This is a genomic window from Leucothrix pacifica (assembly GCF_003172875.1).
In the GTDB taxonomy this organism is placed as follows: domain Bacteria; phylum Pseudomonadota; class Gammaproteobacteria; order Thiotrichales; family Thiotrichaceae; genus Leucothrix; species Leucothrix pacifica.
Genome location: NZ_QGKM01000078.1, coordinates 15,414 through 41,963, shown reverse-complemented (window position 1 = coordinate 41,963; position 26,550 = coordinate 15,414). Strand labels below are relative to the sequence as shown.

Sequence of the window (26,550 nt, the reverse complement as noted above, 5' to 3'; positions counted from 1 at the left end):
CTGTGTTTTTTAAGCAACGCTGAAAAGAGAGGGAGTCATGAGTACTACTACTCAAGCTGCACCCCAGGGTTTAATTGGTCGTTGGGTCAATTCACTAGAAGAGAACCTGATTGCCTTGATTCTTGGTCTGATGACCATCATCACATTTGTTAACGTTGTGCTTCGCTATGGTTTTGATAGCGGTCTGATCTGGGGCTTAGAAGCAACAGCAATTCTATTCGCATGGTTGGTGCTGTTTGGCATGAGCTATTGCGTAAAAATCACCGCGCATCTCGGGGTTGACGCATTAATTACTTATTTTTCACCGCCGCTACGTCGCACTATTGCACTAGTTGTAGCTGTGATTTGTATTGCTTACGCCTCTTTATTGATGAAAGGTGCGTGGGATTACTGGGCGAATTTCGCCAATTTACCGGGCACGGAGGGGCGTTGGTTCCCGTTGGGCTTTGAAGAAAAGTTTCTGGCAAAGGCTTGGTATGAAGTTGAAGATATTCCACTGCCGGAGTTTCTGCGCTTTTTAGAACCGATGATGAATGAAGGCGAAGCGTATGAAAAATTACCGCGCTTTATTCCTTACGCTATCTTGCCGATTGGAGTTGCGCTGTTCTTATTCCGTTTAGTGCAGGCAACGGTACGTGTATTCAAAGGCACTTCTGAAGGCTTTATTGCCAGCCATGAAGTTGAAGATGAACTGGAAGAGTTGGCACGCGAGCGAGGTGACAAATAATGGAAGTTGCAATTTTATTTGGACTGATTATTGGTCTGTTGCTCCTTGGTGTTCCGATTGCGATTGCATTGGGTTTTAGCTCTATCATCTTTTTATTGGTTCTGTCTGATACCTCGCTGGCATCAGTCGCTCAAACGCTGTATCAGGCGATGGCAGGGCATTACACCTTGCTGGCGATTCCGTTCTTCATACTAGCCTCCAGCTTTATGTCGACCGGCGGTGTGGCGAAGCGAATTATTCGTTTCTCGATTGCTTGTGTAGGGCATTTACACGGTGGATTGGCGATTGCCGGTGTTTTTGCTTGTATGTTGTTCGCGGCTTTATCCGGTTCTTCACCAGCGACGGTGGTGGCGATTGGTGGCATCGTAATCGCAGGTATGCGTCAGGTCGGCTATACCAAAGAATTCGCAGCAGGTGTTATCTGTAATGCGGGTACGCTGGGTATTTTGATTCCGCCATCTATTGTTATGGTTGTGTATGCAGCATCCGTTGAAGTCTCAGTCGGGCGTATGTTCCTTGCAGGTGTCATTCCTGGATTGCTGGCGGGCTTTATGCTGATGCTGGCGATTTATATTATTGCGCGTATTCGTAATATGCCTAAGGGCGAGTGGGCCGGTTGGTCTGAGGTCTTTAGCGCAGGTAGTGAAGCAGGTTGGGGATTGTTCCTGATCGTGATTATTCTGGGCGGTATTTACGGTGGTATCTTTACACCGACAGAAGCAGCTGCAGTGGCGGCGGTTTATGCTTTCCTGATTTCTAGCTTTATCTATCGTGATATGGGGCCGCTGGCTTCTGGTACGGAAGAGGGTGAGCGTACCAGTTTGCTGAAAAAGCCGTATGCATTGGTGACAGCGTTTTGGCACGTCGATACACGTAAAACATTATTTGAAGCGGGTAAGCTAACCGTTACACTGATGTTTATTATCGCCAATGCATTGATCCTGAAGCATGTACTAACGGATGAGCAGATTCCTCAGCAGATTACTCAAGCCATGTTAGCAGCAGGTCTTGGGCCGGTTATGTTCCTGATTGTTGTGAATGTGATCCTGCTGATTGGTGGTCAGTTTATGGAGCCATCAGGTTTGTTGGTCATCGTTGCGCCATTGGTGTTCCCGATTGCGATGGAGCTTGGGATTGATCCTATTCATCTGGGTATTATCATGGTGGTAAATATGGAAATTGGTATGATTACGCCGCCGGTTGGTTTGAATCTGTTTGTGACCAGTGGGGTGGCTGGTATGCCGATGATGGCGGTGGTTCGTGCAGCTCTGCCATTCCTGGCGATTCTGTTTATCTTCCTGATTATGGTGACTTACATTCCTTGGTTATCCACGTTCCTGCCTAATCACTTTATGGGACCGGAGATTATCACTAACTAGCTTTGGAGGCACAGTAGCAGGATTATCTTCACTACGCCGACTCGCGGGTTCGTAAGGACTTCGTGAATTTAATCCTGCTACTGCTAAAACTCAGCAAGTGTGTTGGTATACATCAAAAATAAAAGAGCGCTATCTGCATGCACAGATAGCGCTCTTTTTACTTCAGGTTCCGGATTAACCGGTTTTTAGTTTCTCACAAACGATTAGTGTCCAGGGTATGGACAGATCTCGTAGGTATGACCATGGTGTGTGTGAGATTTTGAACTGCCTTTACCATAGGTGTGGACATGGTGATTCAAACCATTAGGGTGGTTGTGTATCAAGTCATTAGTGTAAGGATTGGCAGGGTGTTGGTGCCAGTTGTCAGCTGGTTTAACATACACCGGTTTCACATAAACGTGATGTGAGTGTGTACCATGATAGTGTTTACCATGGTGATGGCCTTTCCAGGCATAGGCTTGGCTGCCGATTAACGATGCGCCAAGTAAGGCGACTATTGTCAGGCTTTTGAGTTTCATAACATATCATCCTTGATTATGTTGTTGATAAATTTATTATTATTTTCGTAAGCCCTGTGGTTGCCTCTTGCTATGGCAACTAATGGTATAGACCTTAATGTGCTGTAAAGTGCAATTTAAATTGTTGAGTATCCGCCATAAGATTTATAGTGATCAGTGTTTATGCCTGACAGATAAGCCGCAATTGGCCTTAGAATGACCGAGGGTTTACCGGAATAGTTGTTAATCCAAATACAAACCCTATAATAACGTATCAAATACCAACAAAATAAGAGAGGAGACGCCAGATGCTCAATCCTGCCATTGCTCAATCGGTGATAGATCACGCCCTTTCCCTCGGTGCAAATTTTGCCGAATTATTCATTGAAAAACATCGTACATCCTCTATTGATACCTTAAGCGATAAAGTGAAGTCGGTAGACTCGGGTATCGACTTTGGTATCGGCTTACGCATCGTGTTTGGAAGTAAGGTTTTATATGGTTATACCAATCAAACGGATGCTGACAGTCTAAAAAAGATAGCCTCAAATCTGTCCTCACGTGATTTGCGTGAGCGTGTTAATGAGTTCATTAGTTTTGATTACCGCAAAATGAGTGATCATCACCCTGCGAAAATCGTGCTGAGTAAAAATGCGGCTATCGACAGTAAAGTGGAGTATTTGTTAAAAGCTGATGCTGCGGCGCGGGCAGTGAGTGAAAGCATCAGCCAGACTCGCGGATATTGTATGCAGCGTGAGCAAGAGATCGAGATCTTCAACTCTGAAGGTTTACACACTGGTGACACACGAAACTATATTCGCTCTGGTTTGACCTCGATTGCCAGTGATGGCACCGAGCAGGCGACCGGTGGCTGGAATGATGGTGGCTTATTGGGCTGGGAGCTCAGTGATTCAATGGACCCTGTGTATACCGGTGAGGAAGCGTCGCGTCAGGCTTTGGTGAATTTAAGTGCCAAGCCTTGTCCGTCAGGCAAAATGCCAGTAGTGATTGGTAATGGCTTTGGTGGCGTTATTTTCCACGAAGCCTGTGGTCATTTGCTGGAAACGACGTCAGTCGCTAAGAAGGCGTCTGTTTTCCATGACCAGATGGGTGAAATGATTGCCAGTGAAGTAGTGAATGCGGTTGATGACGGCACCATGAATAATGAGTGGGGCTCAATCAATATCGATGATGAAGGCATGGAAACGCAGCGCACGCAGTTGATTACCAATGGCAAGCTAACTAGTTTCCTGGTGGATCGTATGGGGAGCGAAAAAACGGGCTATGAGCGTACTGGCTCTGGTCGTCGTCAGTCTTATCGTTATGCGCCAGCCTCTCGCATGCGTAATACCTTTATCGAAGCCGGCGATAGTGAGATTGATGACATGATCTCGTCGATTGATAAAGGAATTTATGCTTCACATATGGGCGGTGGTTCGGTGCAGCCGGGCACGGGCGAGTTTAACTTTGCGGTGACAGAGGGTTATTACGTTGAGGATGGCAAGATTCAATATCCGGTGAAGTCTGCAACCTTGATCAGTACTGGCCCTGAGGTACTAAAAGAGATCAGTATGGTCGGTAAAGACTTTGCCTTGGCTTGTGGAATGTGTGGCTCTGTGAGTGGGTCGATACCAACAACAGTGGGGCAACCCGCGCTCAAAGTGGATACCATTCTGGTCGGAGGTAATGCCTGATGACACAGCAAATTAGTGAGACATTATCGACTGCGAGTGAGCAGGTTTTTTCACGTGCGAAAGCAGCAGGTGCGGAGGCTGATCTTATCGTGCTGGAGGGTGAGTCTTTATCCCTGAAAGCCAATGAGGGTGAGCTGGAAGAACACACAGTGAGTAACACGCAAACGTTTGGTGTGCGTGTGATTAAAGATGACAAGGTAGGGATAGCCTACAGTGAAGCCAGTGATGCCGAATCGCTGCAATGGATGGTTGATCAGGCTTTGCAAAATGCCACTTACTCAGCGGTTGAGCCTGATGAAAAGATTCTGGAATATCAGCAATCTCTGCGCAGTGATGATGCGATCTTCTATCCTGAAGACACCGGCACAGTTGATGAAAAAATTGAAATGGTATTGGAGCTTGAGAAAGGCTTAGTTAGTAAAGACCGTATCAAAAGCTCTCCGTACAATGGCGTAGCAGAGTCGTCTAGTAGTCGTTATATCTTCTCCAGTGCCGGATTAAATGCAGCGAGTCGTAGCCGTATGGTTTATGCCTACGCTTATGCGCTAGCTGAAGAGGGTGAAAAGAACGCAATGGAAGGGACGGGCCAAATGTTCCGCCTGACTAAAGAGCTAAGCATTCCGACATTGATCGATGAGGTTGCAGATCTCAGTTTAAATATGCTGGATGGTAAGCCTGTGCCTTCAAAGCACTATGATGTGATCTTTGATCGGGAATGTCAGGTAGAGCTGTTTTCAGTGTTTTCAATGGTGTTATCGGGCAAAGCCGCTAAAGATGGTATCAATCCATGGCGCGAGAAAATCGGTGAGCAGGTTGCTGATAGCCGTTTGCAATACTGGGATAAGCCATTATTGATGGATGGTTTTGGCTACAGCCTTTTTGATGATGAAGGTACAGCCGCTGCAGATACACCTTTTGTGGTGGATGGTGTGTTCCAGAACATGATGCACAACAGTGTGACAGCGAAACATTTCGGTGTGAAAACCAGTGGTCATGCATCGCGTGGTGCGCGCTCTACCCTTGGTGTGGGCTACCACCAGTTAGTCATAGGTGAGGGCACAGCCGCTGCTGCAGAGTTAAATGCTGGTGAATATATTGAAGTGACCAGCATGGCAGGATTGCATTCCGGTGCGAATCCAATCTCGGGCGATTTTAGTCTGGGTGTGTCAGGTTTTCTGTGCCGTGATGGTCAGCGCGTTCAACCTGTTCGTGGTATCACGGTTGCCGGAAACTTCTACAAAATGCTAAACCAGATTCAGTGCATTGGCGATGAGCAGTTCTGGAACTGGGAGCGCTCTGCATTGATGCCATCCATTCGTTTCGCGGATATAGCCATTTCAGGCGAATAATATGTTCTATTTAGTCGATTCTCTGAAGCGCCTTAGGGCGCTCAGGATACTGCGGGAAAACAAGTATCTGTTGTTGTTTTTCCTAGGTATCTCCGTTTTATTCGCCTTGTACATGTGGACGGTTGAAGGCTTATCGCTACTCGACACTTATTACTTCTTAGTCACTACTGCCACCACGGTGGGGTATGGCGATATTTCACCAAAAACCGGTTTCGGCAAGGTGTTTGTTACCGTGTACATGGTAGTGGGTATCGCACTGCTTGGATTGTTCTTAGGTAAGGTAACAGAGGTGATGGTGGACATCAGTTCACGTCGCAAACGAGGTTTAATACGCATGAAAGACAAGATTGATTTGATCATTACCGGTTACCCAAGTGATGACAAGGTTGAGAACATCGTTGCGGAGTTGCGCAATGATGACCGGTATAAAGATTTAGGCATCGTCTGTGTTAATAATCAGTTAGAAGAAAAGCCGGCATGGATGACAGCGTTGAATGTACACTTCGTCAAAGGGGTGCCTTCCGATGGGAGTGTATTGGAGCGGGCAGGTATCCAGACGGCCAGCACCTTGTTAATTTTGGCTAATGACTCCCGACGTATTGAGTCAGATGATTTGTCGACCTCAGTGTGCGCGGTAGTAGAAAAACTGCGGCCTGAAGTCAGAACAATTATCGAGAAAGTACGCAAAGATGGATTACTGTTTGAAGTGGTAAATGCTGATACGGTAGTTGATGTCGCGGCACCTAGTGTACTAGCTCAGGAGATATTGGATCCTGGTGCGATTGAATTGCAGAATGCTATTTTCTCTACGCATACCGATGGCACTCAATACAATTTAGTGTTCAGTGGTGAGGATGCGAAGTGGTCTGATATTGCGATGGCAGTATTAAAAACGGACTCTATACCAGAAGGCTACCAAAACCCGGGTGAGCGGAGTTTTCGTTTATTACCAAAGCAAGGTGAGCAGGTAAAAACAGGCGCATTAGTGAAATATCGTGGAACTAAAGTGTTGGGTAATTTATCACTTTAATTGTGCAATATTATGTTTTTGAAATAAATTGAGAGAAGGCTTGCGCATTCATTGAAGCCTACCTATAATGCGCTCTCTCTGGTGCGGGGTGGAGCAGCCAGGCAGCTCGTCGGGCTCATAACCCGAAGGTCGTAGGTTCGAATCCTACCCCCGCTACCAATTTGACTGAGGATTGCCTGTCCTCTTTTACGTTCGGTTTATCGCTAAGATAAGATCGTCACAATCTAGCTAAATCGCACACACTGGTGCGGGGTGGAGCAGCCAGGCAGCTCGTCGGGCTCATAACCCGAAGGTCGTAGGTTCGAATCCTACCCCCGCTACCAATTTTCTGATATCTCCATTCTTGCTGCGTAATACTTGTTCCGTTGGTCTCGTCAATACTGGCTTTCATACCGTATGGTAATTAGCGATTTTACAAAATCACTCTATACTGCGATTACCGTTTGGGTTATGTTTGCTATAACATCAAAATAAATCGCGATTGTTTCACGAACCAAACATTCAGTCTTGGGTCATAATTTTTACAGTCTCCGGGTCTAAAATTAACCCCTGCTGAAAGAACAACAGAGTAAGGCCGTTGGTCAGGTTTTGTTTGTTTATTGAACGTTAAGCGCGCTATATAGACTATAAACCTCGTCCAAAATCTGTGTACTAAGTCATTACTCTGACACCGTTTTAATTACGAACTATTTAAGTTACACAGAGGTATAAAGCACTATCGAGGTCATGCCCTCGTGGCATCAAGACCATACATAATAAAAACTTCAGTCTACAATTAGGTGGTATAAAAATGAGCATATTTGATCATTATCAGTCAAGATACGAGTCTTTAAAGGAAGAAGAGTACTCGCTTAATGAGTATCTCGACCTATGCAAGAACGACCCCTTAACTTATGCCACAGCGGCCGAGCGCATGTTGAGTGCGATTGGTGAGCCTGAGATTGTAGATACTGCAAAAGACCCACGCCTGAGCCGAATTTTTATGAATAAGGTGATTCAGCGTTATCCGGCGTTTGCTGATTTTTATGGCATGGAAGACAGCATAGAGCAAATCGTTTCATTCTTTCGCCATGCCGCGCAGGGACTTGAAGAGAATAAGCAGGTTCTGTATCTGCTAGGTCCGGTGGGTGGTGGTAAATCATCTCTGGCTGAAGCATTAAAAGCATTGATGCAAAAGCAGCCGATTTACTGCATTAAAGGCTCTCCTATTAATGAATCACCATTGGGCTTATTCGGTGACGAGGATGCGGTGATTCTCGAAGAAGATTACGGTATTCCAAAGCGTTATCTCGACACCATTATGTCACCTTGGGCTGCTAAGCGCCTGAAAGAATTCGGTGGTGATATCAGTCAATTCCGTGTCGTTAAGCGCTTTCCATCAATTCTGAATCAAATCGCTATTTCTAAAACTGAGCCTGGTGATGAGAACAATCAGGACATCTCATCGTTGGTTGGTAAGGTTGATATTCGTAAGCTGGAAGACTTTCCTCAGCATGATACAGACGCTTATAGCTACTCAGGTGGCTTGTCGATGGCCAATCAGGGCTTAATGGAGTTTGTGGAGATGTTTAAGGCGCCAATTAAGGTGTTACATCCTCTGCTAACTGCAACACAAGAAGGTAATTACAATGGTACCGAAAGTATTGGTGCGATTCCTTTTAATGGTGTGATTCTTGCTCACTCGAATGAGTCGGAATGGCAGACCTTTAAGAATGATCGCAATAATGAGGCGTTTATTGACCGTGTTTCTATCGTCAAAGTGCCTTATTGCCTGCGCCTGAGTGAAGAAATTAAGATCTACGAAAAACTGATGCAACATAGTTCATTGTCTGAAGCGCCTTGTGCGCCAGACACGCTGAAAATGTTGGCTGAGTTCTCTGTGTTATCACGCCTGAAAGAGCCAGAAAACTCCAGTGTTTACTCCAAGATGCGCATTTATGATGGCGAGACATTAAAGGACATCGACCCAAAAGCGAAAACGATGCAGGAGTATCGTGACGCAGCAGGCGTTGATGAGGGTATGAGCGGTATTTCAACCCGTTTTGCCTTCAAGATTCTGTCTAAAGTATTCAATTTTGATTCTACTGAAATTGCGGCTAATCCCGTGCACCTCATGTATGTGCTGGAGCGTCAGATTGAGCGTGAGCAGTTCTCTGAAGAAATTCAGGATCGTTATATGGGTTACATCAAAGAGTATCTCAGTCCACGTTATGTGCAGTTTATTGGTAAAGAAATTCAAACGGCTTATCTGGAGTCTTACTCAGAGTATGGTCAGAACTTATTTGATCGCTATGTCACCTATGCTGATTTCTGGATACAGGATCAGGAATATCGTGACCCTGAGACGGGTGAGTTACTAGACCGCAATGCCTTGAATGCTGATCTTGAAAAGATCGAAAAATCCGCGGGTATTAGTAACCCTAAGGACTTCCGAAATGAGGTTGTGAACTTTGTGTTACGTGCACGTGCGAATCACGGTGGTAAGAATCCAGACTGGACAAGCTACGAAAAGCTGCGTCGCGTAATTGAGAAGAAGATGTTCTCAAGTACTGAAGAGCTGTTACCGGTGATTTCATTTAGTGCCAAGTCTTCGACGGAAGAGCAACGCAAGCACGATAACTTCGTAAACCGCATGGTTGAGCGTGGTTATACAGAGAAGCAGGTTCGTTTATTAGCGGAGTGGTATTTACGCGTACGTAAGTCACAGTAAGTCATTGCTGATGACTCGCTGTATCCGATAACTTCGTATGAGGGGCTTATGCCATACATAATTGATCGACGTCTTAATAGTAAAAATAAGAATACGGTAAATCGCCAGCGTTTTTTGCGCCGTTATCGCAAGCAGATAAAGAAGGCTGTGTCTGAGGCGATAGGCAAGCGTAGCATTACCGATATGGATCGCGGTGAAGATGTGAGTATTCCGCGTGAAGATGTTAATGAACCAGTGTTTGGCCATGGCCCCGGCGGCCGTCGTGATTTCGTTCTGACAGGTAATAAGGAATTTGTTACCGGAGACCGCATTCAACGTCCACCACCGCAAGGTGGCGGCGGTGCAGGTGAGGGCGAGGCGTCGGACTCTGGCGAGGGTGATGATGACTTTGTATTCCAGATCTCCCAAGAGGAGTTTTTGGAGTTCATGTTTGAAGACCTTGCCTTACCGAATATGGTGAAACGGCAGCTTGCTGATAGTAGTGAATTCAAATTAGCACGCGCTGGCTTTAGTGAGGTAGGTAGTCCTAGTCAGTTAAACGTGGTGCGTTCATTACGTAGCGCACATGCCCGTAAGATTGCCCTAGGTGGGAAGAAGCGACGTCGACGTAAAGAGTTACGCTTGGAGTTAGAGGGGTTTGTTGAGCCTTTGACTGAAGCAGAAGAGTCTCGCAAGAAAGTGATTCTTGATGAGATCGATGTATTAAGTCGCAAAATCAATGCCATTCCGTACATTGATGAATTTGACCTTAAATACAATTTGACTGTAAAGCTTCCTCAGCCTTCACCAAAGGCGGTGATGTTTTGTTTGATGGATGTGTCGGGTTCAATGACAGAAGAGATCAAAGATACCGCTAAACGATTCTTTTTTCTGCTGTATTTATTCCTCAAACGCAATTACGAGAAGATTGAATTGGTGTTCATACGTCATCACAACACGGCATCTGAGGTGAATGAACATGACTTTTTCTATTCACGAGAGACTGGTGGAACGGTGGTTTCCAGTGCGTTGACGCTGATGGATGAAATTATTCAGGAGCGTTATTCGCCCTCACAATGGAATATCTATGCGGCTCAAGCTTCAGATGGTGACAACTGGCAGGGTGATACTGAAAAATGTGTCGAGTTACTGACTGAGAAGGTTTTACCGTGTGTGCAACACTATTCATATATTGAAATTGGTAAGCGCCCACCACAGGAGCTGTGGTATAGCTACAAAGAAATCCAGGGTGGGATTTTTAAAGATCGCTTTGATTTAAAAGCCGTGCAGGATAATACACAGATCTATCCGGTGTTCCGTCAACTATTTGAGCGAGGTGTGTCATGAGCAGACGTGAGCCTATTTCGACTGGGCCGGATTGGACCTTTGAGCTACTGGAACAATACGACCAGGAAATTGCGCGTATTGCGAAGGAGAAGTTCAAGCTTGATACCTATGCAAACCAGATAGAAGTTATTCGTTCTGACCAGATGATGGATGCTTATGCATCTGTGGGAATGCCTGTTAGTTATAATCACTGGACCTATGGAAAGAAGTTTGTTTCTACGGAGAAAAATTATTCCCGTGGACGAATGGGGTTGGCGTATGAGATTGTTATCAACTCAGATCCTTGCATTGCCTATCTAATGGAAGAGAACTCCATGACGATGCAGGCGCTGGTGATTGCTCACGCCTGTTATGGTCATAATTCTTTCTTTAAAGGTAACTATTTATTCCGTACCTGGACGGATGCAGAAGCGATTATTGATTATTTGGTGTTTGCCAAGAAATACATCGCTGACTGCGAAGAACGTCATGGGGTTGATGCTGTTGAGTCTCTTTTGGATTCTTGCCATGCCTTAATGAATTATGGAGTGGATCGTTATAAGCGTCCGTTGCCGATTTCAGCGGAAGCTGAGCGTGCGCGTCAGAAGGAGCGTGAACATTACATTCAAACGCACCTGAACGACTTGTGGCGCACGATTCCGGATACCGCTAAACAAATTGATGAGCCTCAGCGTAAGACTTTCCCGGAAGATCCTCAGGAGAATATTCTTTATTTCGTTGAAAAAAATGCGCCACATTTAGAGTCTTGGCAGCGTGAGGTGGTGAGGATTGTCCGTAAAATGGCGCAGTATTTTTATCCTCAGCGACAAACTCAGGTCATGAATGAGGGCTGGGCTACGTTCTGGCATTACACCATTCTAAATGAGATGTATGACGAAGGTTTGGTCAATGATGCTTTCATGCTTGAGTTCCTGACTTCGCATACTAATGTGGTGGCTCAGCCTGAGTATGACAGCCCGTATTATTCCGGCATTAATCCGTATGCCTTAGGCTTTGCGATGATGACGGATATTCGTCGCATTTGTGAGAACCCAACCGATGAAGATAAGCGCTGGTTTCCTGATATTGCGGGGTCGGATTGGTTGGAGACGCTTCATTATGCGATGAAGAACTATCGTGATGAGAGTTTTATAGAGCAATATTTATCGCCGACAGTTATTCGCCAGTTCCGCTTCTTTGCGCTGGAAGATAATGAATATAAGTCGACCATTGATGTTACGGCAATTCATGATGACGAGGGCTATCGTCGTGTTCGGGAAGTGCTGTCACAACAGTATAACCTCAGTAGTAATGAGCCTGATATTCAGGTTTACAATGTGAATATCAGGGGTGATCGCTCACTGACTCTGCGTCATTATCAACATAACGACAGGCCTTTGAATGAAGAAACAGATGAGGTGCTGAAGCATATGCGACGTCTGTGGGGTTATGATGTCAGGTTGGAGTCTTTTGGTGATAATCATCAGGCGAAGGTATTTGAGGCCTAGTGCCTGTTAATCCAATCAAGAGTATTCTTTCGCTGCATCTCTATCGATGAGTATTAGATATGTCATATACATATGTGTTGAAGTTGGTTTATTTTTTAGTTGCTTTGAATGCAATAACCGGTTGTATCGGCGATAATAAGCAGTTTGCAAATCAACCTCAATCGTCTGTCGAGCAGCTTAACAATATAAGTACAGCTATAAAAAAAGTGAAAAAGTTAGCACCTAATTACGTGACAGAGGTTAGCTACCCGTTCGTTATTACAGGCGACTTGGCACTAAAGCAGATGAAGTTTTGGAGGAGAAAAATACAAAGATCTCAACGAGCTCTTAAGAAACAATTCTTCAGATCCGATCCTTCGCAAGTTATTATTATTTGGTTGTTCAAAAGTGAAGCGAGCTATACAGAAAATAACCAGAGGTTGTGGGGATTTATTCCAGATACCCCTTATGGTTACTTTGACCCCTCAAACAAACGGATGGTGATGAATATTGCTTCTGGAGGCGGGACACTCACTCACGAACTGGTTCATCCTTATATCACTCAAAACTTCCCTGAGAGTCCACTATGGTTTCATGAAGGACTTGCTTCACTTTATGAGCGATCCCGTTACTCAGGTGGTTACATTTATGGAATGAATAATTGGCGTTTGGCTTCATTGACGGCACTCACAAAGGCAAAGGCATCACCGAATTTATCGACTATGATGAGCTCCGGAGATGGTTTTTATGGTAAAGATCGCGAGACTAGCTATGCAAAAGCTAGGTACTTAATGTTTTACCTTCAAAGCAGAAGATTGCTAAAGAGATATTACAGAACATACCGTGATAGCGTAGCTAATGACCCGTCAGGAATCAAAGCATTATTAGAGGTGACTAATGAAAGCAATATATCATCACTTGAGTCTAAGTGGGTTAAGTTTGTCTCTCGACAACACTTGTAAATCTATTACTATCCGATATACATATTGCCACTAGGTATGTGATCCGGCACTATCTATCAAAATACATTTTTGAGGAAAGCATTGTGCCAGGATTACTACCTAATATTGACCCCGATGGGCTGCTGGAATACTCGGTCGTTTACACTGATCGCTCCCTTAATCACATGTCACAATCGTTTCAGGGTGTGATGAATGATATCTCGTCTACATTAAAATCTGTTTATAACGCTCATTCGGTAGCTGTTGTGCCAGGAAGTGGGACCTTTGGTATGGAAGCTGTTGCGAGACAATTCGCGACTGATAAGAAGGTACTGGTTGTTCGCAATGGCTGGTTTAGTTACCGTTGGACTCAGATTTTTGAAATGGGAAACATTCCGTCATCTGAAACGGTTCTCAAGGCACGTCGCCAATCAGAAGAATCACAGTCTCCTTTTGCACCAGCTCCGATCGAAGAGGTGGTGTCTACAATTCGTGAGCAACAACCTGATGTCGTTTTTGCACCGCATGTGGAGACATCTGCAGGCATTATCCTTCCAGATGATTACATCGCAGCAATGGCGGAAGCGGTTCATGAAGTCGGTGGCTTAATGGTTTTGGATTGTATCGCCTCAGGAACTGTTTGGGTTGATATGAAAGCATTAGGCGTTGATTTACTGGTTAGTGCTCCGCAAAAAGGCTGGAGTGCATCCCCTTGTTGTGGTCTGGTCATGATGAGTGAGTTAGCCAGAGAGCGAATTGAAGAGACAACTAGCACTAGTTTTGCTTGTGACCTTAAGAAATGGCTTCAGATAATGGAAGCTTATGAAGGTGGTGGGCATGCTTATCATGCGACGATGCCGACAGATGCGTTAACTCGTTTCCGCGATATCATGAATGAAACCCAAGAGTATGGCTTCGATAAGGTGCGTGACGAGCAGCTTGAGCTCGGTAAGCGGGTGCGTGAGTTGTTTGCAAGTCGTGGCATTAAGAGCGTTGCTGCTGAGGGTTTTGGGGCACCGGGTGTAGTTGTGAGCTACACAGAGGATGCAGGATTCCATACCGGTAAGAAATTTGCTGAGGTTGGTCTGCAGATTGCCGCTGGCGTTCCACTGCAGTGTGATGAGCCGGATGATTACCAGACATTCAGAATCGGTTTGTTTGGTTTGGATAAACTCCACAATGTAGATGAGTCTGTCTCTCGTTTAGAAGCTGCCTTAGATAAAATTAGCTAGATAATTCACAAGCCTGTCATTAATACTGCTATGTAAGCTTTTGTTAACCTAGCTTAGATTATATTAAGCCCGTCAGTTATTTAACAATAATTGATGGGCTTTTTTATGCTATTTCTGACGAGATACGTCACGATTATTTTAATTATCTTGTGTGATAAAGCATCTATGAGATCATAAAGCACGTAAAGTAGCTTAATTAAATTACGAATATAATCATACCAGAGACTCTCTATGAATAAAAAAATTACAATCATTGGAATTATTGTACTCCTGATTGCAGGCTTTTTTCTGTTTGATCTACAGCAATATTTTTCTCTTGATTTTATAAAGGCTAAACAGGAAGCATTCAATGCCTACTATCAGGAGAATACATTCCTGACGTTGCTCATATTCTTTGTTGTTTATGTTGCGATGGCCGCTTTATCGCTACCAGGCGCTGCCATTATGACGCTGTTGTCTGGCGCATTGTTTGGCCTGTTGGTTGGTGTGATTATGGTGTCAATTGCCAGCACCTTGGGCGCTACATTAGCATTTCTGGTGTCGCGCTATCTGTTTCGTGACACGCTGCAGACACGTTATGCAGACAAGCTGAAGACCATTAACGAAGGTGTCGAAAAAGAAGGTCCTTTGTATTTGTTTGCAATGCGTTTAGTACCGTTATTTCCATTCTTTTTAGTGAATATCCTAATGGGATTCACATCGATTCGCACCACAACATTTGCCTGGGTTAGTCAGCTCGGTATGTTAGCGGGAACTGCTGTATTTGTATATGCAGGTACTCAGCTCGCTCAAATTGATTCACTGTCCAGTATTCTCTCGCCTGGATTAATTATTGCCTTTGTTTTACTTGGAATATTCCCAATGATTGCTAAAAAAGTAATGGATAAGATTCGTGCTAATAAAGTGTTGGCAGCCTACGACAAACCAGAAAGCTTTGACTACAACCTATTGGTGATTGGTGCAGGCTCTGGCGGTTTGGTATCAGCTTATATTGCTGCTGCTGTGAAAGCTAAAGTCGGCCTAATTGAGAAACACAAGATGGGCGGGGATTGCCTGAATACGGGCTGCGTACCGAGTAAAGCGCTCATTCGTACTGCTAAGGCAATCCATGAAGCTGAAAATGCAGAGAAGTACGGTTTGGAGAACATGAAGCCAAGCTTTGATTTCAAAACAGTGATGAATCGGGTACAGAGTGTCATTAAGGCGATTGAGCCACATGATTCCATTGAACGATATACAGAACTGGGTGTTGAGGTGATTACTGGTGAAGCAAAAATTGTTGATCCATACCGCATTGAAGTAAATGGTAAAGTACTGACCACCAAAAACATCATCATAGCGACAGGTGCCAGACCGATGGTTCCACCGATTCCGGGTTTGGATAAGGTGGATTACCTGACCAGTGATAACTTATGGGAATTGGAAGACCAGCCTGAACGCTTACTCGTGCTAGGTGGTGGTCCCATTGGTAGTGAGTTGGCACAGGCATTTAATAGACTTGGTTCTAAAGTTAGCATGGTCGAGCGAGCACCACTTATTATGGGACGTGAGGATGATGAGGTTGCAGAGTTTATGCAATCGCGCTTTACGAAAGAGGGCATTGATGTTCTGTCCTCACATACCGCCAATGAGTTTGTTGTTGAGAATGGTCAGAATGTGTTGATTTGTGAACATGACGGACAAGAGACGCGGGTTCCATTTGACCGTGTATTGTTAGCACTCGGGCGTAAAGCAAATATCGAAGGATTTGGTCTTGAAGAGCTGGGTGTTGAGATAAACCCAAGGGGTACTATCGAAACTGATGGCTTCTTGACAACTAACTTCCCGAATATTTTTGCAGTGGGTGATGTTGCAGGTCCTTACCAGTTCACTCACACTGCGGCACATCAGGCTTGGTACGCAAGCGTTAATGCTCTGTTTGGCAGCTTCAAACGCTTCAAGGTTGATTATCGTGTTATCCCATGGGCTACCTTCACCGATCCGGAAGTTGCACGTGTTGGTATCAACGAGAAAGAGGCGAAAGAGAAAGATATCGCTTATGAAATCACTACATACGGCATTGATGACCTTGATCGCGCTATCGCAGATAGCAGTGACGAGGGAGTTGTGAAGGTGCTCACCGTTCCGGGTAAAGACAAGATCTTAGGAGTGACCATACTTGGTAAAGGTGCAGGTGATCTGATCCCTGAGTTTATTCTTGCGATGAAATATAATCTGGGAATGAATAAAATTCTCGGTACTATTCATATTTATCCGACGATGTCTGAGTCAAATAAGTTTGCTGCTGGTAACTGGAAAAGAGCGCATGCTCCTGAAAAGTTGCTGACTTACGTTGAGAAGTTCCATAGTTGGAGACGTGGTTAATTTCTATCGTTATTTAAATTAACCTTGAAGCTGACAGCTAACGCTATGATTAATCAAAATAGTGTTGGCTGTCACCGCTATAATTAACTTTCACAGTTTGGAATCAATCATACTTTCAGCGCTTATCAAAAGTGATGCTGAAGTATTCTATTAGTCCTCAGTCACAGAGGTGTCATTGCTAATATCCTCGCTATTGCTAGTTCCGGAATATGCCTTGCAGTCTCTGTTGATTATGTCTTGAATTCGTATCTTACGGTCGGCTTGAGCCGGTTCCGATAAGCCATCCAAACTTTTTTGCCAGTACGTGCAGGCAGTTTCTGCCTTATTCCAGGCGGTGTAGAGAAAGCCAAGATTCGTGTACTGCGTCACAATAGCTTGAGTAGCGTTTACTTTTTCATAAAGCTCGATGGATTTTAGATGCAGGCTCTCACTGTTTTCAAACTGTTTTTTGTTACGCGCCAGAATCGCTAGATTACTGTATTGATCAGCAGTGCCTTGGTCTTGTTGCAATGCTTGGTAAAGCACTAAAGCTTGATTGAAGTAGGACTCTGCCTTTTCCAGATCGTTACTTTGCTGAGATAAAATGCCCATATTGGCATACAGTCCGGCGCTAAAACGCTTATTGGGGTTTTCCTGTGTTAGCGATAAGGCTTTCTCATATTCAAGCAAAGCAAGCTCTGTTTGTTTTCTGGTTTGATACAAGCTTCCCAGTGCGGAATGCAGTTCAATCAATTTCGCCTGTTGATTCTCTTGTCGGTAGATCTCAAATGCCGCTTTGTAATGCGATTCTGCGGAATCATAATTCTTTAATGTGCGCTGCAAACTAGCAAGGTTTTCATTGTTTGAGGCAATCCCCGACGTGTTATTCAGCTGAGTATTTATCTTAAGTGCCTGCGTGAATGACTCGATGGCTTCCTGGTATTTCTTCTGTGATTGGTGAAGTAAGCCAAAGTTAGCGAATGAGAGTGCTTGGGTATGAGTCATATCCCCAGACAGGCGCGTAACATTCTTATACGCAATCTCAGCACGGTCAAAGTTTTTATTGGCTCGCTCAAGATGCCCGATACGATTCCATGCATTAATATTATCAGGGTCTAGTGTTACCGATTTCTGATAGGCATCGATAGCAGCTTGTCTGGTACTCAGATTGCTAATATTACCAATATCAACCCACAACTTAGCTGCATCCCGTTTGGACTTAGTATCAAGTGCGAGTGCTTTTAACGTATCAGTAGCTTCGTCGAGTTTATCTTGTTTGAGGAGGAGGAGGGTTTGTGCAGCGGCTTCACTAGTGTTGTTTTTTAAATTGTGCAGAGTGTTGCTAAGTGCCTGAATATCTTCATCCTGAGCACTTTGTTTACCGCCCAAATGCTTTTTAACTAGTGCTTGCGCTATACCTTGAAGTTCCGAGTCACTGATTTTGGGCGCGGACTGTATCGCATTAATGTTTGTTGTTTCTTGTTTGATTTTTTCTGACTGAATTACGGTATAGGCTACAGTGCCAATCGCACCGATCAGAATCAGAACAGCGAAACTAACGAGCAGTCCTTGCCCTTGTTGCGCTGTTATTGTATCCCTTTGCATTGTTTATTCCTTATTTGGAAGTCACTAAGCGTCAGTGCCTGGATCTTCCTTTAGTAGGGTTCGCTTCTTGTCCTTATAGCGTATAACAACACGTTTTTCTTTGCTGGATTTATTTTCTGCAACAGCTTTGTCCCAGTCAGTATTTGACATTGGGGCAGGCTGGTTGCTTTGAGTGCCTTTGGTGCTCACTCCGAAGTCAGTACGCTTTCTTTGTGCGCCGCCATTCAAACGACCATAAGGACCTTTACGCTGACGCCTTGGTTCTTTATCGTCGCTGGCAGATGTGCCACCACGCGTATTTTTCCTTACCGTCGTTGGCTTGCCGCGTTTGTTCTCAGCAGCTTTTCCTTTACTGGCAGGAGAGGATTTACGGTTGGTAGCTGTCCTGCCTTTCGCGTTTTTACTATTACTACCAGTGTTTCGTTTTTGAGCAGGCTTACCAGAATTAGTTTTAGCACGACTTTTTGTTTGTTTCTTAGGGTTGTGTGTCTGTGTGCTAATGAACGGATTCAGTGGTTCCAGTCCGGGAGCAGTACGTTGCTCAATTGGTGAGCCAATCGCCTTTTCAATACGCCTTAAGGCATCATAATCACTTCCGTCTGCAAGTATAATCATGGCAGAGTCACGCTCCAGAGCATGACTATTCAAACGCTTCTTGTAATTATCGATTTTATAGGGCAAATCAAAATGTATGACGTGTTGATCGGTACCTGCTGGTAGATTCACAGCATTTTGATCGGCGACAATTAATGTGGGTGTATCTCCGGGAGAAATCTCACTGGTCTTTAGCTGGTGTGCCAACTCTGCAACGTGTCCGTGATTAGCTAAGTTGTCCTGCAGAGCAGTGGCTGCTTTAGTGGTTGATGTATGAATAACGGTTGTTTCACCGGCAAACTCATCCAAAAAGTGATCCATTAAAGCAATTTTATGTGTGTAGTCATCAGCAACGTAAGCATGTTGCTCGTGTTCCGGCAGCGAGCTCTCTTTTTCCGGCTTACTGTGAACAGGTCTATCTATAATTGAAATATTATTATCCAGATTATCTGGCAGCTCTTCGTTCTCCTCCTCAATGCCTTCTATCTCTACAGCATCCGGGAATAATTCTCGTGCGAGCGCTGTAACCGCCTCATCATGCCTGATAAAGGCAATGACTGGACATTCTTGCTTAACCTGCTTGAGAATTTTAGAGATCAGCTCGTGCATGTTTTTCTGATGTATGGTGGTCATATCATCAATGATTAACATCTCGAGCTGTGAAAAATCTGCTTTGTTGTTATCGACAAGGTCATTCAACCTTCCCGGAGTAGCGACCATCATATCAAGAGGGCGACGCATCAGGCGCATTTGCGGCTGGTATGGTCTACCACTAACAATAAAACCGAAGCGCATGTTATGGTCTCGGGTTAGTCTTTTTAACGTGTAATTTATTTGACTAACTCGATCACGTCTGGAAGTCAGTATTAATATACGAGCGCCACGCTTTTCTTCGAGCGGATTAGCTAATATATAGTTAACTGCCGGAATCAGGAAGGCTCCCGTTTTGCCGGCTGCTGACTGACTCCATACCAGAACACTTTTGCGTTCACCAACTAATGGTATGAGTTGGCTTTGTAATTGTGTTGGCGCTAAATAGCCTGCCCCCTCAATGGAGGTAACAAAGCTGTCTTGTAAATTTAAGTTTGAAAATGACAAATTAAAACCTAGCAAAGTGCGAAAAGCACGGGGCTATCCCCAGTCAATGTTTAGAAGAAAGAAGTTAATAGCGGCACTTAATAGAAAATTCGATGCCATCCCCCCCTAATTTATAATTTGGTCTGCTGGCATCAGATGGCGCCTTTATTTGACGCTCGCGGTAACTGTTTGAAACATAATTACTCTTTAAGTGAACTTATAGTAATCATGGGGGGGAGTCAAGCATTTGAAGAGCAGCGGTGTGTTTAATTTACAACAGTTTTGCTAGGAGTGTATCGAAATTAAGACAATTAATTAGAATCAGTTGTTGTTTCTTTGCCAGGTGATTGTTTTAATTGATTAATTTCTTGCATGACTGCTTGGGCTGCAGATTGCATCTCCGACATGAGGATATTCAGGTTGTTTTGTGGCACATTGGCTAGTGCAGTGTTAATGCTGGCAGTACTGCTTATTACTTTCTGCCCGATAGGGGAATCATAAAACGAGATGAGTTGTTTTAATTCACTCTCAGTGTAGTTATCGGTATAAATACGCGCGTATTCCGGCTTCAGAGTTTCCCAGCTCAACATGGAATCGATCAGGACGTACATCTTGACCCGGAAGTTATCAAAAAGCTTTTGCTGCTGCTCTGTCAAGTCCTCACCAACGGGCATATCACTGAGCAGTTGTTTCATTTCAGTGACCATGCCGTCAGTTAGTGACTGACTATTCGTCACCTCAAGCAACTTAAACGCTGCTTGAGTGTGATTATCACGGGCTATGACGGTTGTTGTGTTTATGCTAAAGAGTAGCAAGCTGGCAAAAGCCAGTGAAATCAGCTTCATGGAAGTAGTGATTTCCAGTCTTTTTCTTCATCACGCAGGGTGAGAATTTCGTAACCACTACCCGTTACTAATATAGTGTGCTCCCATTGTGCAGACAAAGAGCGATCTTTGGTCACCACAGTCCATTTGTCTCCTAACAACTTAGTGTGTCGTTTACCTAAGTTAATCATCGGTTCGATGGTGAATGTCATGCCTTCTTTTATTTCAACACCGGTTCCTGGCTTTCCATAATGAAGTACCTGAGGTTCTTCATGAAACTGAGCGCCAATGCCATGACCACAGTATTCGCGAACTACAGAAGTGTGATTTGCTTCAGCATAGGTTTGAATAGCATGGCCGATATCGCCGAGCTTAACGCCTGGCTTCACCATATCGATACCTATATACATGGCAATTTGAGCAATATTACTCAGACGTGCGGCTGGTGCCGATACATCACCGACATGATACATACGGCTGGTATCGCCGTGGTAACCATCTTTAATAACCGTTACATCTATATTCACGGTATCGCCTTTCTTAAGCTTCTTGTCACTTGGAATCCCATGGCATATCTGTGTGTTGACTGATGTACAGATAGACTTTGGAAACGGGGGATTACCATAGTTAAGAGGGGCAGGAATTGCGCCTTGCTCATTAACAATGTAATCATGGCAGATTGTATTGAGTTCATCGGTTGTTACGCCGGGGACTACATGCGGCTTAATCATGTCCAGCACTTGCGATGCAAGTTTGCCGGCGATGCGCATTTTTTCTATCTCTTCAGCGGTTTTTATAGTGACAGGCATAAGGTTTATGTTACCGATTGTTGTATTTAGCAAATCAAACATGGTATAAAGCGCGCGCGTTCAACGCAAATTTATTTTTTGGACATTTTTTGTCCCTAATACTCACACAAATCGTCACGTCTGGCAGGGTGCTAAAAACGATGTTTTTGGTTGGCAGATGGGGTTTGTGGAGGCCTAACCCTATAAAGGAATTTATAATGGCTAAAGTTACAATGCGCCAAATGCTAGAAGCAGGCGTTCACTTCGGACACCAAACCCGTTACTGGAACCCAAAAATGGGTCCTTACATCTTTGGTGATCGCAACAAGATTCACATTATCAACCTAGAAAAGACATTACCAATGTTCAACGATGCGTTGAACTTCACGGGTAAGCTGGCTGCTAAAGGTGGCAAGATTCTTTTTGTTGGTACTAAGCGCGCTGCACAGAACACGGTTCGTGAAGAAGCAACTCGTGCAAAGATGCCTTACGTAAACCACCGTTGGTTGGGTGGCATGCTGACTAACTTCAAAACGGTTAAGCAGTCAATTCGTCGTCTACATGAGTTAGATAAGATGATTGCTGATGGTTCTATGCAGAGCCGTGGTAAGAAAGAAGTGCTGACACTTACTCGTGAGCTTGAGAAGCTAGAAAAAGGTTTGGGCGGTATCAAAGATATGCGTTCTCTACCTGATGCACTTTTCATCATCGACGTAGGTCACGAAGATATCGCTGTTAAAGAAGCGGTTACGCTGGGTATTCCTGTCATCGGTGTTGTTGATACTAATAATGGCCTTGAGGGTGTTGATTACCCAATCCCTGGTAACGATGACGCTATTCGTGCAATTCAGCTATATGCAACAGCAGTTGCTGACAGCATTGTTGAAGGTCACGTAAGTGCAGCAAAGACTTCTGAAGATATGGCAGCAGCAGTTGATGCGGCTGAGCCTCAAACTGATGCAGCTGAGCCTGCAGCGGCTGAAGCTCCTGCAGCAGAAGCGACTCCAGCTGAGTAATATCATTTAGCGAACACGTTTTAATTACAGTAATCAAATTTTAGGATTAATGTTATGGCTATTTCAGCCGCTCAAGTAAAAGAGCTACGCGAGCGCACAGGCGCTGGCATGATGGACTGCAAAAAAATGCTGACCGAAACTAACGGTGACATGGATGCAGCGATTGACCTGATGCGTAAATCAGGTGCAGCAAAAGCCGACAAGAAAGCAGGTCGTACTGCTGCAGAAGGTCGTGTTGTGATCGTATTGAGCGATGACAAGAAAGAAGGCGCAATGGTTGAAGTGAACTCTGAGACTGACTTTGTTGCTAAAGACGATAATTTCGCATCATTCGCACAAGCTGTTGCGGCGCAGACGTTGGCCGATAAGCCAGCTGATGTTGCGGCACTATCTGAGTTGCCACTTGATTCTGGTGAGTCTGTTGGGGAAGCACGTGCAAACTTAGTTGCAAAAATTGGTGAGAACATTCAGGTTCGTCGTTTTGAGTTACTGTCTGCTGCTGATGATTCAGAGATTTGCTACTACCAGCATGGTGAGAAGATCGGTGTTGCGGTTATCCTGAAGGGTGGCGATGACGCGCTGGGTAAAGACATTGCAATGCACATCGCTGCAAGTCGTCCTATCTGTGTTTCTGAAAACGAAGTACCTGCTGAAGTGCTAGAGAAGGAAAAAGAAATCCTGATCGCTCAGGCACAGGACAGCGGCAAGCCGATGGAAATCATCGAGAAGATGATCCAGGGTCGTTTACGTAAGTATCTTGCTGAAGTGACTCTATTAGGCCAGAGCTTCGTTAAGAACCCTGACCAGACTGTTGCTGATCTGCTGAAAGAAGCTGGTGCTGAAGTGACTAGCTTTATCCGTTATGAAGTTGGTGAAGGTATCGAGAAGGTACAGGAAGATTTCGCTGCTGAAGTAATGGCAGAGGTTAATAAATCTAAGTAATCGAATTCAGCATTTTTTGTGAATTTGGAAAAAGGGACGTAGTAACGTCCCTTTTTTTTATGTAGTCTAAGCGGGTTTGAGCTAAACGGGCTTCGATGATGGTCACGTCTGGTATCAAACTTTTTTCACTTATCAGGTTTGGTAAAAATGTCAGATAATACGGGGCAGCGCCCAAAAAGGATTTTATTAAAACTCAGCGGTGAAGCCTTGATGGGCGACTTTGATTTTGGCTTTGATGCGGACGTGTTGCAGTCAACCGCACAGCAAATCGCAGAACAACAAAAGCAAGGGGTGCAGATGGCGTTGGTCATCGGTGGCGGAAATATCTTCCGCGGTGCTGGCCTTGCTAAAAGTGGGATTAATCGCGTCAGTGGTGATCAAATGGGCATGCTTGCAACAGTGATGAATGCACTGGCGATGCAAGATGCGCTACATAAGCAGGGCGTGAGTTGCCGTGTCATGACATCGATGAATATTGATGGCGTTGGTGAAGGCTTTTCAGCCGAACAAGCACAACGGTATCTTGATCAGGGTGAGATTGTAATCTTTGCTGCGGGCACAGGTAACCCATGTTTCACGACTGATAGCGCAGCAAGTCTGCGAGCAATCGAAATTCAAGCGGATTTGCTGTTGAAGGCCACAAAAGTCGACGGTATTTACGATTCAGATCCTGTTAAAAACCCTACTGCCAAAAGATACGAGCAGATCAGTTATGATGACGCGATTGAGCAGCGTTTAGGTGTAATGGATTTGACAGCAATGGTATTATGTAACGAGAACAACATGCCGATGCGCGTGTTTAATATGTTTGAATCTGGCGCTTTGGCTTCCATTGTGAATGGCGAAAGCGTTGGAACATTAGTAGAGGTAGCGAAATGATTGACGAAATTCAGCAAGATGCTGAGGAAAGAATGAATAAGACCATTGAAGCACTGAAAGATCAGCTTGCTAAGGTTCGCACAGGTCGTGCACATCCTTCATTGTTGGATCAGGTTAGTGTTGATTACTATGGCAGCATGGTACCTCTGAGTCAGGTAGCGAATATCGGTATCGAAGATTCCCGTACACTGAGCATCACTCCTTGGGAGCGTACGATGGTGCAGGCTATCGAGAAAGCGATCATGACGTCAGATTTGGGATTGAATCCTAACTCTGCAGGCACGGTAATTCGTGTTCCAATGCCAGCGCTTACAGAAGAGCGACGTAAGGATTTAGTAAAAGTAGTACGTGGCGAAGCAGAAGGCTCGCGTGTTGCAGTACGTAATATTCGTCGTGATGCCAATAGTAGCTTCAAGGCACTGCAAAAAGACAAAGAAATCTCCGAAGATGATGAGCGTCGTGCTCAGGATTCTATCCAGAAGTTAACGGATCAGTATGTCAAAGTTATCGACGAGGTATTGGTCAAGAAAGAACAGGACTTGATGGAGATTTAGTATCAAGTTTTTTGTCACAAAGTTTGCCGTGAAAGAATAATAAAATATGATAAATCAATCGGTTATACCACGTCATATTGCCATCGTCATGGATGGCAATGGGCGCTGGGCTCAACAGCGTCGCCGGCCACGATTGTACGGTCATCACCGTGGTGCAGAGGCGGTAAGGTCTACCGTTAAAACCTGTGGCAGGTTGTCGGTTGAATGCCTGACCTTGTTTGCGTTTAGTAGTGAGAACTGGAAACGCCCTGAAGATGAAGTCAAAGGATTGATGACTTTGTTGTCAAAGGCTCTGGATCGTGAAGCAAAAGGCTTAATCAAGCACGGTGTGAGACTCAGGTTTATCGGTGATACCTCTGCATTTTCTCAAAAATTGCAAGAAAAAATCGCTCATGTAGAAGCGCTGACTGCTGAAGGTGACGGTTTGTTATTACAAATTGCTGCGAATTATGGGGGGCGCTGGGACATTGTTCAGGCAACACAGAAAATCATCGCTGAAAACCCTGATGCTGTGATTACAGAAGAGTCGATCTCATCGTATGTATCTACCAGTGATGTTCCCGACCCTGATTTATTTATAAGAACCGGTGGTGAACGCCGTATTAGTAATTTCCTGTTATGGCAGCTAGCCTATTCCGAACTCTATTTTACCGACTTGTTGTGGCCTGACTTTGATGAGCAAGCACTTATCGAAGCCATTAAAGACTTCTCGGGTAGACAGCGGCGTTTTGGCATGACAGGCGAGCAAGTTAAGGAAGGTGGACATGCTTAAGCAACGCGTTATTACAGGGATCATTATGGCATTGGTTGTATTTGCAGCCGTGTTACTTTTGCCTGCAACGTACTTCTCCATTGCTGCGCTTGTGGTCATCATGAGTGTAGGTGGTTGGGAGTGGGGGCGTTTGATTGGTTTAGATGAAACGTCACGTGGCTGGGCCGTCGTTGCTTTGCTTGTGCTGGCGACCCTCATTCATGTAACTGGGCTTGCGTGGTACGCAATCGCGGTTGGCGTAGTTTGGTGGGTTACCATTCTTGGCTTATTGACGATATACCGCCAAGGCAGCACATTTTATTCAAGCAGGCCCTGGCTGTTGAGCTTGTCTGCTGTGCTGATTCTGATTCCGGCATGGTTAGCGATTAGCCGATTACAAAGCCATGATCCACGGATGGTGTTGTATTTGGTGTTCTTGGTAGCAGCGATGGATACCGGTGCCTACTTTGTGGGTAAGGCTATCGGTAAAACAAAGCTGGCGGTGCACTTGAGTCCCGGTAAAACACTGGAAGGTGTGAAAGGTGGCTTAGCAGCAGCACTGTTATTTGCGGTGTTAGGCGCTTCCTTCTTTGGGTTTAGGGGTACGGCTTGGGTCTACTTCTTGTTGTTATCACTGTTAGTGGCTGCATTGTCTGTTGCTGGTGACTTATTTGAAAGTCTGGTCAAGCGCGAAGCAGGGATGAAAGATAGTGGTTCCATACTCCCCGGACACGGCGGAGTGCTCGATCGAATTGATGGATTGTTAGCGGCGCTTCCTGTCTTCGTACTTGGGTTGTCAGTGAGTATTGTTGAGCTCGGTATTTGA

Annotated in this window: 22 protein-coding genes and 2 tRNA genes; 19 read left to right on the top strand and 5 right to left on the bottom strand. The window is 44.9% G+C overall.

The features are described 5' to 3' along the window. The first annotated feature begins 37 nt into the window (after window positions 1–37). Entirely contained in the window at window positions 38–727 is a 690-nt protein-coding gene (locus DKW60_RS19895) for a TRAP transporter small permease (RefSeq protein ID WP_109839422.1), read from the top strand. Further along, window positions 727–2,106, top strand: a complete 1,380-nt coding sequence (locus tag DKW60_RS19890; RefSeq protein WP_109839421.1) for a TRAP transporter large permease — start codon at window positions 727–729, stop codon at window positions 2,104–2,106. Before DKW60_RS19895 ends, DKW60_RS19890 begins: the two co-directional genes overlap by 1 nt. A 203-nt stretch (window positions 2,107–2,309) precedes the next feature. Here the strand turns inward: DKW60_RS19890 and DKW60_RS19885 are convergent, their stop codons facing one another. Further along, the gene (locus DKW60_RS19885) at window positions 2,310–2,624 is read right to left on the bottom strand and encodes a hypothetical protein (RefSeq protein WP_109839420.1); all 315 of its coding nucleotides are present in this window, start codon (window positions 2,622–2,624) and stop codon (window positions 2,310–2,312) included. Between the two features lie 287 nt (window positions 2,625–2,911). Here DKW60_RS19885 and DKW60_RS19880 point away from each other — a divergent pair, with 287 nt between their 5' ends. From DKW60_RS19880 to DKW60_RS19830, 11 genes are all read left to right on the top strand, one after another. Next, window positions 2,912–4,297: a TldD/PmbA family protein gene (locus tag DKW60_RS19880; RefSeq protein ID WP_109839419.1), complete on the top strand. Its 1,386-nt coding sequence runs from the start codon at window positions 2,912–2,914 to the stop codon at window positions 4,295–4,297. Further along, entirely contained in the window at window positions 4,297–5,646 is a 1,350-nt protein-coding gene (locus tag DKW60_RS19875; protein WP_109839418.1) for a TldD/PmbA family protein, read from the top strand. Before DKW60_RS19880 ends, DKW60_RS19875 begins: the two co-directional genes overlap by 1 nt. A 1-nt stretch (window position 5,647) precedes the next feature. Continuing rightward, window positions 5,648–6,676 (top strand): potassium channel family protein, encoded by a 1,029-nt coding sequence (locus tag DKW60_RS19870; RefSeq protein WP_109839417.1) that lies wholly within the window; start codon window positions 5,648–5,650, stop codon window positions 6,674–6,676. An 82-nt stretch (window positions 6,677–6,758) separates the two neighbouring features. After that, window positions 6,759–6,835, top strand: a tRNA-Met gene (locus tag DKW60_RS19865). 87 nt (window positions 6,836–6,922) lie between these two features. Beyond that, window positions 6,923–6,999, top strand: a tRNA-Met gene (locus tag DKW60_RS19860). A 467-nt stretch (window positions 7,000–7,466) separates the two neighbouring features. Then, window positions 7,467–9,386 (top strand): PrkA family serine protein kinase, encoded by a 1,920-nt coding sequence (locus DKW60_RS19855; RefSeq protein WP_109839416.1) that lies wholly within the window; start codon window positions 7,467–7,469, stop codon window positions 9,384–9,386. A 48-nt stretch (window positions 9,387–9,434) separates the two neighbouring features. Continuing rightward, window positions 9,435–10,712, top strand: a complete 1,278-nt coding sequence (locus DKW60_RS19850) for a YeaH/YhbH family protein (protein WP_109839415.1) — start codon at window positions 9,435–9,437, stop codon at window positions 10,710–10,712. Continuing rightward, entirely contained in the window at window positions 10,709–12,199 is a 1,491-nt protein-coding gene (locus DKW60_RS19845) for a SpoVR family protein (RefSeq protein WP_109839414.1), read from the top strand. The genes DKW60_RS19850 and DKW60_RS19845 overlap by 4 nt, the downstream gene beginning before the upstream one ends. Window positions 12,200–12,258: 59 nt before the next feature. Continuing rightward, a complete protein-coding gene (locus DKW60_RS19840; protein WP_109839413.1) occupies window positions 12,259–13,140 on the top strand; it encodes a DUF1570 domain-containing protein in 882 nt (293 codons plus the stop codon). Between the two features lie 83 nt (window positions 13,141–13,223). Next, complete coding sequence (locus tag DKW60_RS19835) at window positions 13,224–14,351, top strand: aminotransferase class V-fold PLP-dependent enzyme (protein WP_109839412.1); 1,128 nt, start codon at window positions 13,224–13,226, stop codon at window positions 14,349–14,351. 231 nt (window positions 14,352–14,582) lie between these two features. Further along, on the top strand, window positions 14,583–16,715 hold the full coding sequence (locus tag DKW60_RS19830) for an FAD-dependent oxidoreductase (protein WP_109839411.1): 2,133 nt from the start codon (window positions 14,583–14,585) through the stop codon (window positions 16,713–16,715). Between the two features lie 150 nt (window positions 16,716–16,865). Here DKW60_RS19830 and DKW60_RS19825 read toward each other — a convergent pair whose 3' ends face one another. From DKW60_RS19825 to map, 4 genes are all read right to left on the bottom strand, one after another. Beyond that, a complete protein-coding gene (locus DKW60_RS19825; RefSeq protein WP_109839410.1) occupies window positions 16,866–18,299 on the bottom strand; it encodes a tetratricopeptide repeat protein in 1,434 nt (477 codons plus the stop codon). 24 nt (window positions 18,300–18,323) lie between these two features. After that, window positions 18,324–19,991 (bottom strand): DEAD/DEAH box helicase, encoded by a 1,668-nt coding sequence (locus tag DKW60_RS19820; RefSeq protein ID WP_109839409.1) that lies wholly within the window; start codon window positions 19,989–19,991, stop codon window positions 18,324–18,326. Window positions 19,992–20,281: 290 nt separating this feature from the next. Beyond that, a complete protein-coding gene (locus DKW60_RS19815; RefSeq protein WP_109839408.1) occupies window positions 20,282–20,815 on the bottom strand; it encodes a DUF2059 domain-containing protein in 534 nt (177 codons plus the stop codon). After that, window positions 20,812–21,603, bottom strand: a complete 792-nt coding sequence (gene map, locus DKW60_RS19810; protein WP_109839407.1) for a type I methionyl aminopeptidase — start codon at window positions 21,601–21,603, stop codon at window positions 20,812–20,814. The genes DKW60_RS19815 and map overlap by 4 nt, the downstream gene beginning before the upstream one ends. Window positions 21,604–21,800: 197 nt before the next feature. Between map and rpsB the strand changes: the two genes are divergently transcribed. The 6 genes from rpsB (at window position 21,801) to DKW60_RS19780 (ending at window position 26,550) form a co-directional block, all read left to right on the top strand. Then, window positions 21,801–22,598 (top strand): 30S ribosomal protein S2, encoded by a 798-nt coding sequence (rpsB, locus tag DKW60_RS19805; protein WP_109839406.1) that lies wholly within the window; start codon window positions 21,801–21,803, stop codon window positions 22,596–22,598. A 54-nt stretch (window positions 22,599–22,652) separates the two neighbouring features. After that, window positions 22,653–23,540 (top strand): translation elongation factor Ts, encoded by an 888-nt coding sequence (gene tsf / locus DKW60_RS19800; protein ID WP_109839405.1) that lies wholly within the window; start codon window positions 22,653–22,655, stop codon window positions 23,538–23,540. A 147-nt stretch (window positions 23,541–23,687) separates the two neighbouring features. Then, a complete protein-coding gene (gene pyrH / locus DKW60_RS19795) occupies window positions 23,688–24,419 on the top strand; it encodes a UMP kinase (RefSeq protein ID WP_109839404.1) in 732 nt (243 codons plus the stop codon). Further along, the gene (gene frr / locus DKW60_RS19790; RefSeq protein ID WP_109839403.1) at window positions 24,416–24,973 is read left to right on the top strand and encodes a ribosome recycling factor; all 558 of its coding nucleotides are present in this window, start codon (window positions 24,416–24,418) and stop codon (window positions 24,971–24,973) included. Before pyrH ends, frr begins: the two co-directional genes overlap by 4 nt. Before the next feature lie 46 nt (window positions 24,974–25,019). After that, a complete protein-coding gene (uppS, locus tag DKW60_RS19785; RefSeq protein ID WP_109839402.1) occupies window positions 25,020–25,745 on the top strand; it encodes a polyprenyl diphosphate synthase in 726 nt (241 codons plus the stop codon). Then, complete coding sequence (locus DKW60_RS19780) at window positions 25,738–26,550, top strand: phosphatidate cytidylyltransferase (RefSeq protein ID WP_219988849.1); 813 nt, start codon at window positions 25,738–25,740, stop codon at window positions 26,548–26,550. Before uppS ends, DKW60_RS19780 begins: the two co-directional genes overlap by 8 nt.

Bases quoted from the DNA above. Each gene is read 5' to 3' on its own strand.
- DKW60_RS19895 (WP_109839422.1), top strand. From the start codon at position 38: ATGAGTACTACTACTCAAGCTGCACCCCAGGGTTTAATTGGTCGTTGG.
- DKW60_RS19890 (WP_109839421.1), top strand. From the start codon at position 727: ATGGAAGTTGCAATTTTATTTGGACTGATTATTGGTCTGTTGCTCCTT.
- DKW60_RS19885 (WP_109839420.1), bottom strand. From the start codon at position 2,624: ATGAAACTCAAAAGCCTGACAATAGTCGCCTTACTTGGCGCATCGTTA.
- DKW60_RS19880 (WP_109839419.1), top strand. From the start codon at position 2,912: ATGCTCAATCCTGCCATTGCTCAATCGGTGATAGATCACGCCCTTTCC.
- DKW60_RS19875 (WP_109839418.1), top strand. From the start codon at position 4,297: ATGACACAGCAAATTAGTGAGACATTATCGACTGCGAGTGAGCAGGTT.
- DKW60_RS19870 (WP_109839417.1), top strand. From the start codon at position 5,648: ATGTTCTATTTAGTCGATTCTCTGAAGCGCCTTAGGGCGCTCAGGATA.
- DKW60_RS19855 (WP_109839416.1), top strand. From the start codon at position 7,467: ATGAGCATATTTGATCATTATCAGTCAAGATACGAGTCTTTAAAGGAA.
- DKW60_RS19850 (WP_109839415.1), top strand. From the start codon at position 9,435: ATGCCATACATAATTGATCGACGTCTTAATAGTAAAAATAAGAATACG.
- DKW60_RS19845 (WP_109839414.1), top strand. From the start codon at position 10,709: ATGAGCAGACGTGAGCCTATTTCGACTGGGCCGGATTGGACCTTTGAG.
- DKW60_RS19840 (WP_109839413.1), top strand. From the start codon at position 12,259: ATGTCATATACATATGTGTTGAAGTTGGTTTATTTTTTAGTTGCTTTG.
- DKW60_RS19830 (WP_109839411.1), top strand. From the start codon at position 14,583: ATGAATAAAAAAATTACAATCATTGGAATTATTGTACTCCTGATTGCA.
- DKW60_RS19825 (WP_109839410.1), bottom strand. From the start codon at position 18,299: ATGCAAAGGGATACAATAACAGCGCAACAAGGGCAAGGACTGCTCGTT.
- DKW60_RS19815 (WP_109839408.1), bottom strand. From the start codon at position 20,815: ATGAAGCTGATTTCACTGGCTTTTGCCAGCTTGCTACTCTTTAGCATA.
- map (WP_109839407.1), bottom strand. From the start codon at position 21,603: ATGCCTGTCACTATAAAAACCGCTGAAGAGATAGAAAAAATGCGCATC.
- rpsB (WP_109839406.1), top strand. From the start codon at position 21,801: ATGGCTAAAGTTACAATGCGCCAAATGCTAGAAGCAGGCGTTCACTTC.
- tsf (WP_109839405.1), top strand. From the start codon at position 22,653: ATGGCTATTTCAGCCGCTCAAGTAAAAGAGCTACGCGAGCGCACAGGC.
- pyrH (WP_109839404.1), top strand. From the start codon at position 23,688: ATGTCAGATAATACGGGGCAGCGCCCAAAAAGGATTTTATTAAAACTC.
- frr (WP_109839403.1), top strand. From the start codon at position 24,416: ATGATTGACGAAATTCAGCAAGATGCTGAGGAAAGAATGAATAAGACC.
- uppS (WP_109839402.1), top strand. From the start codon at position 25,020: ATGATAAATCAATCGGTTATACCACGTCATATTGCCATCGTCATGGAT.
- DKW60_RS19780 (WP_219988849.1), top strand. From the start codon at position 25,738: ATGCTTAAGCAACGCGTTATTACAGGGATCATTATGGCATTGGTTGTA.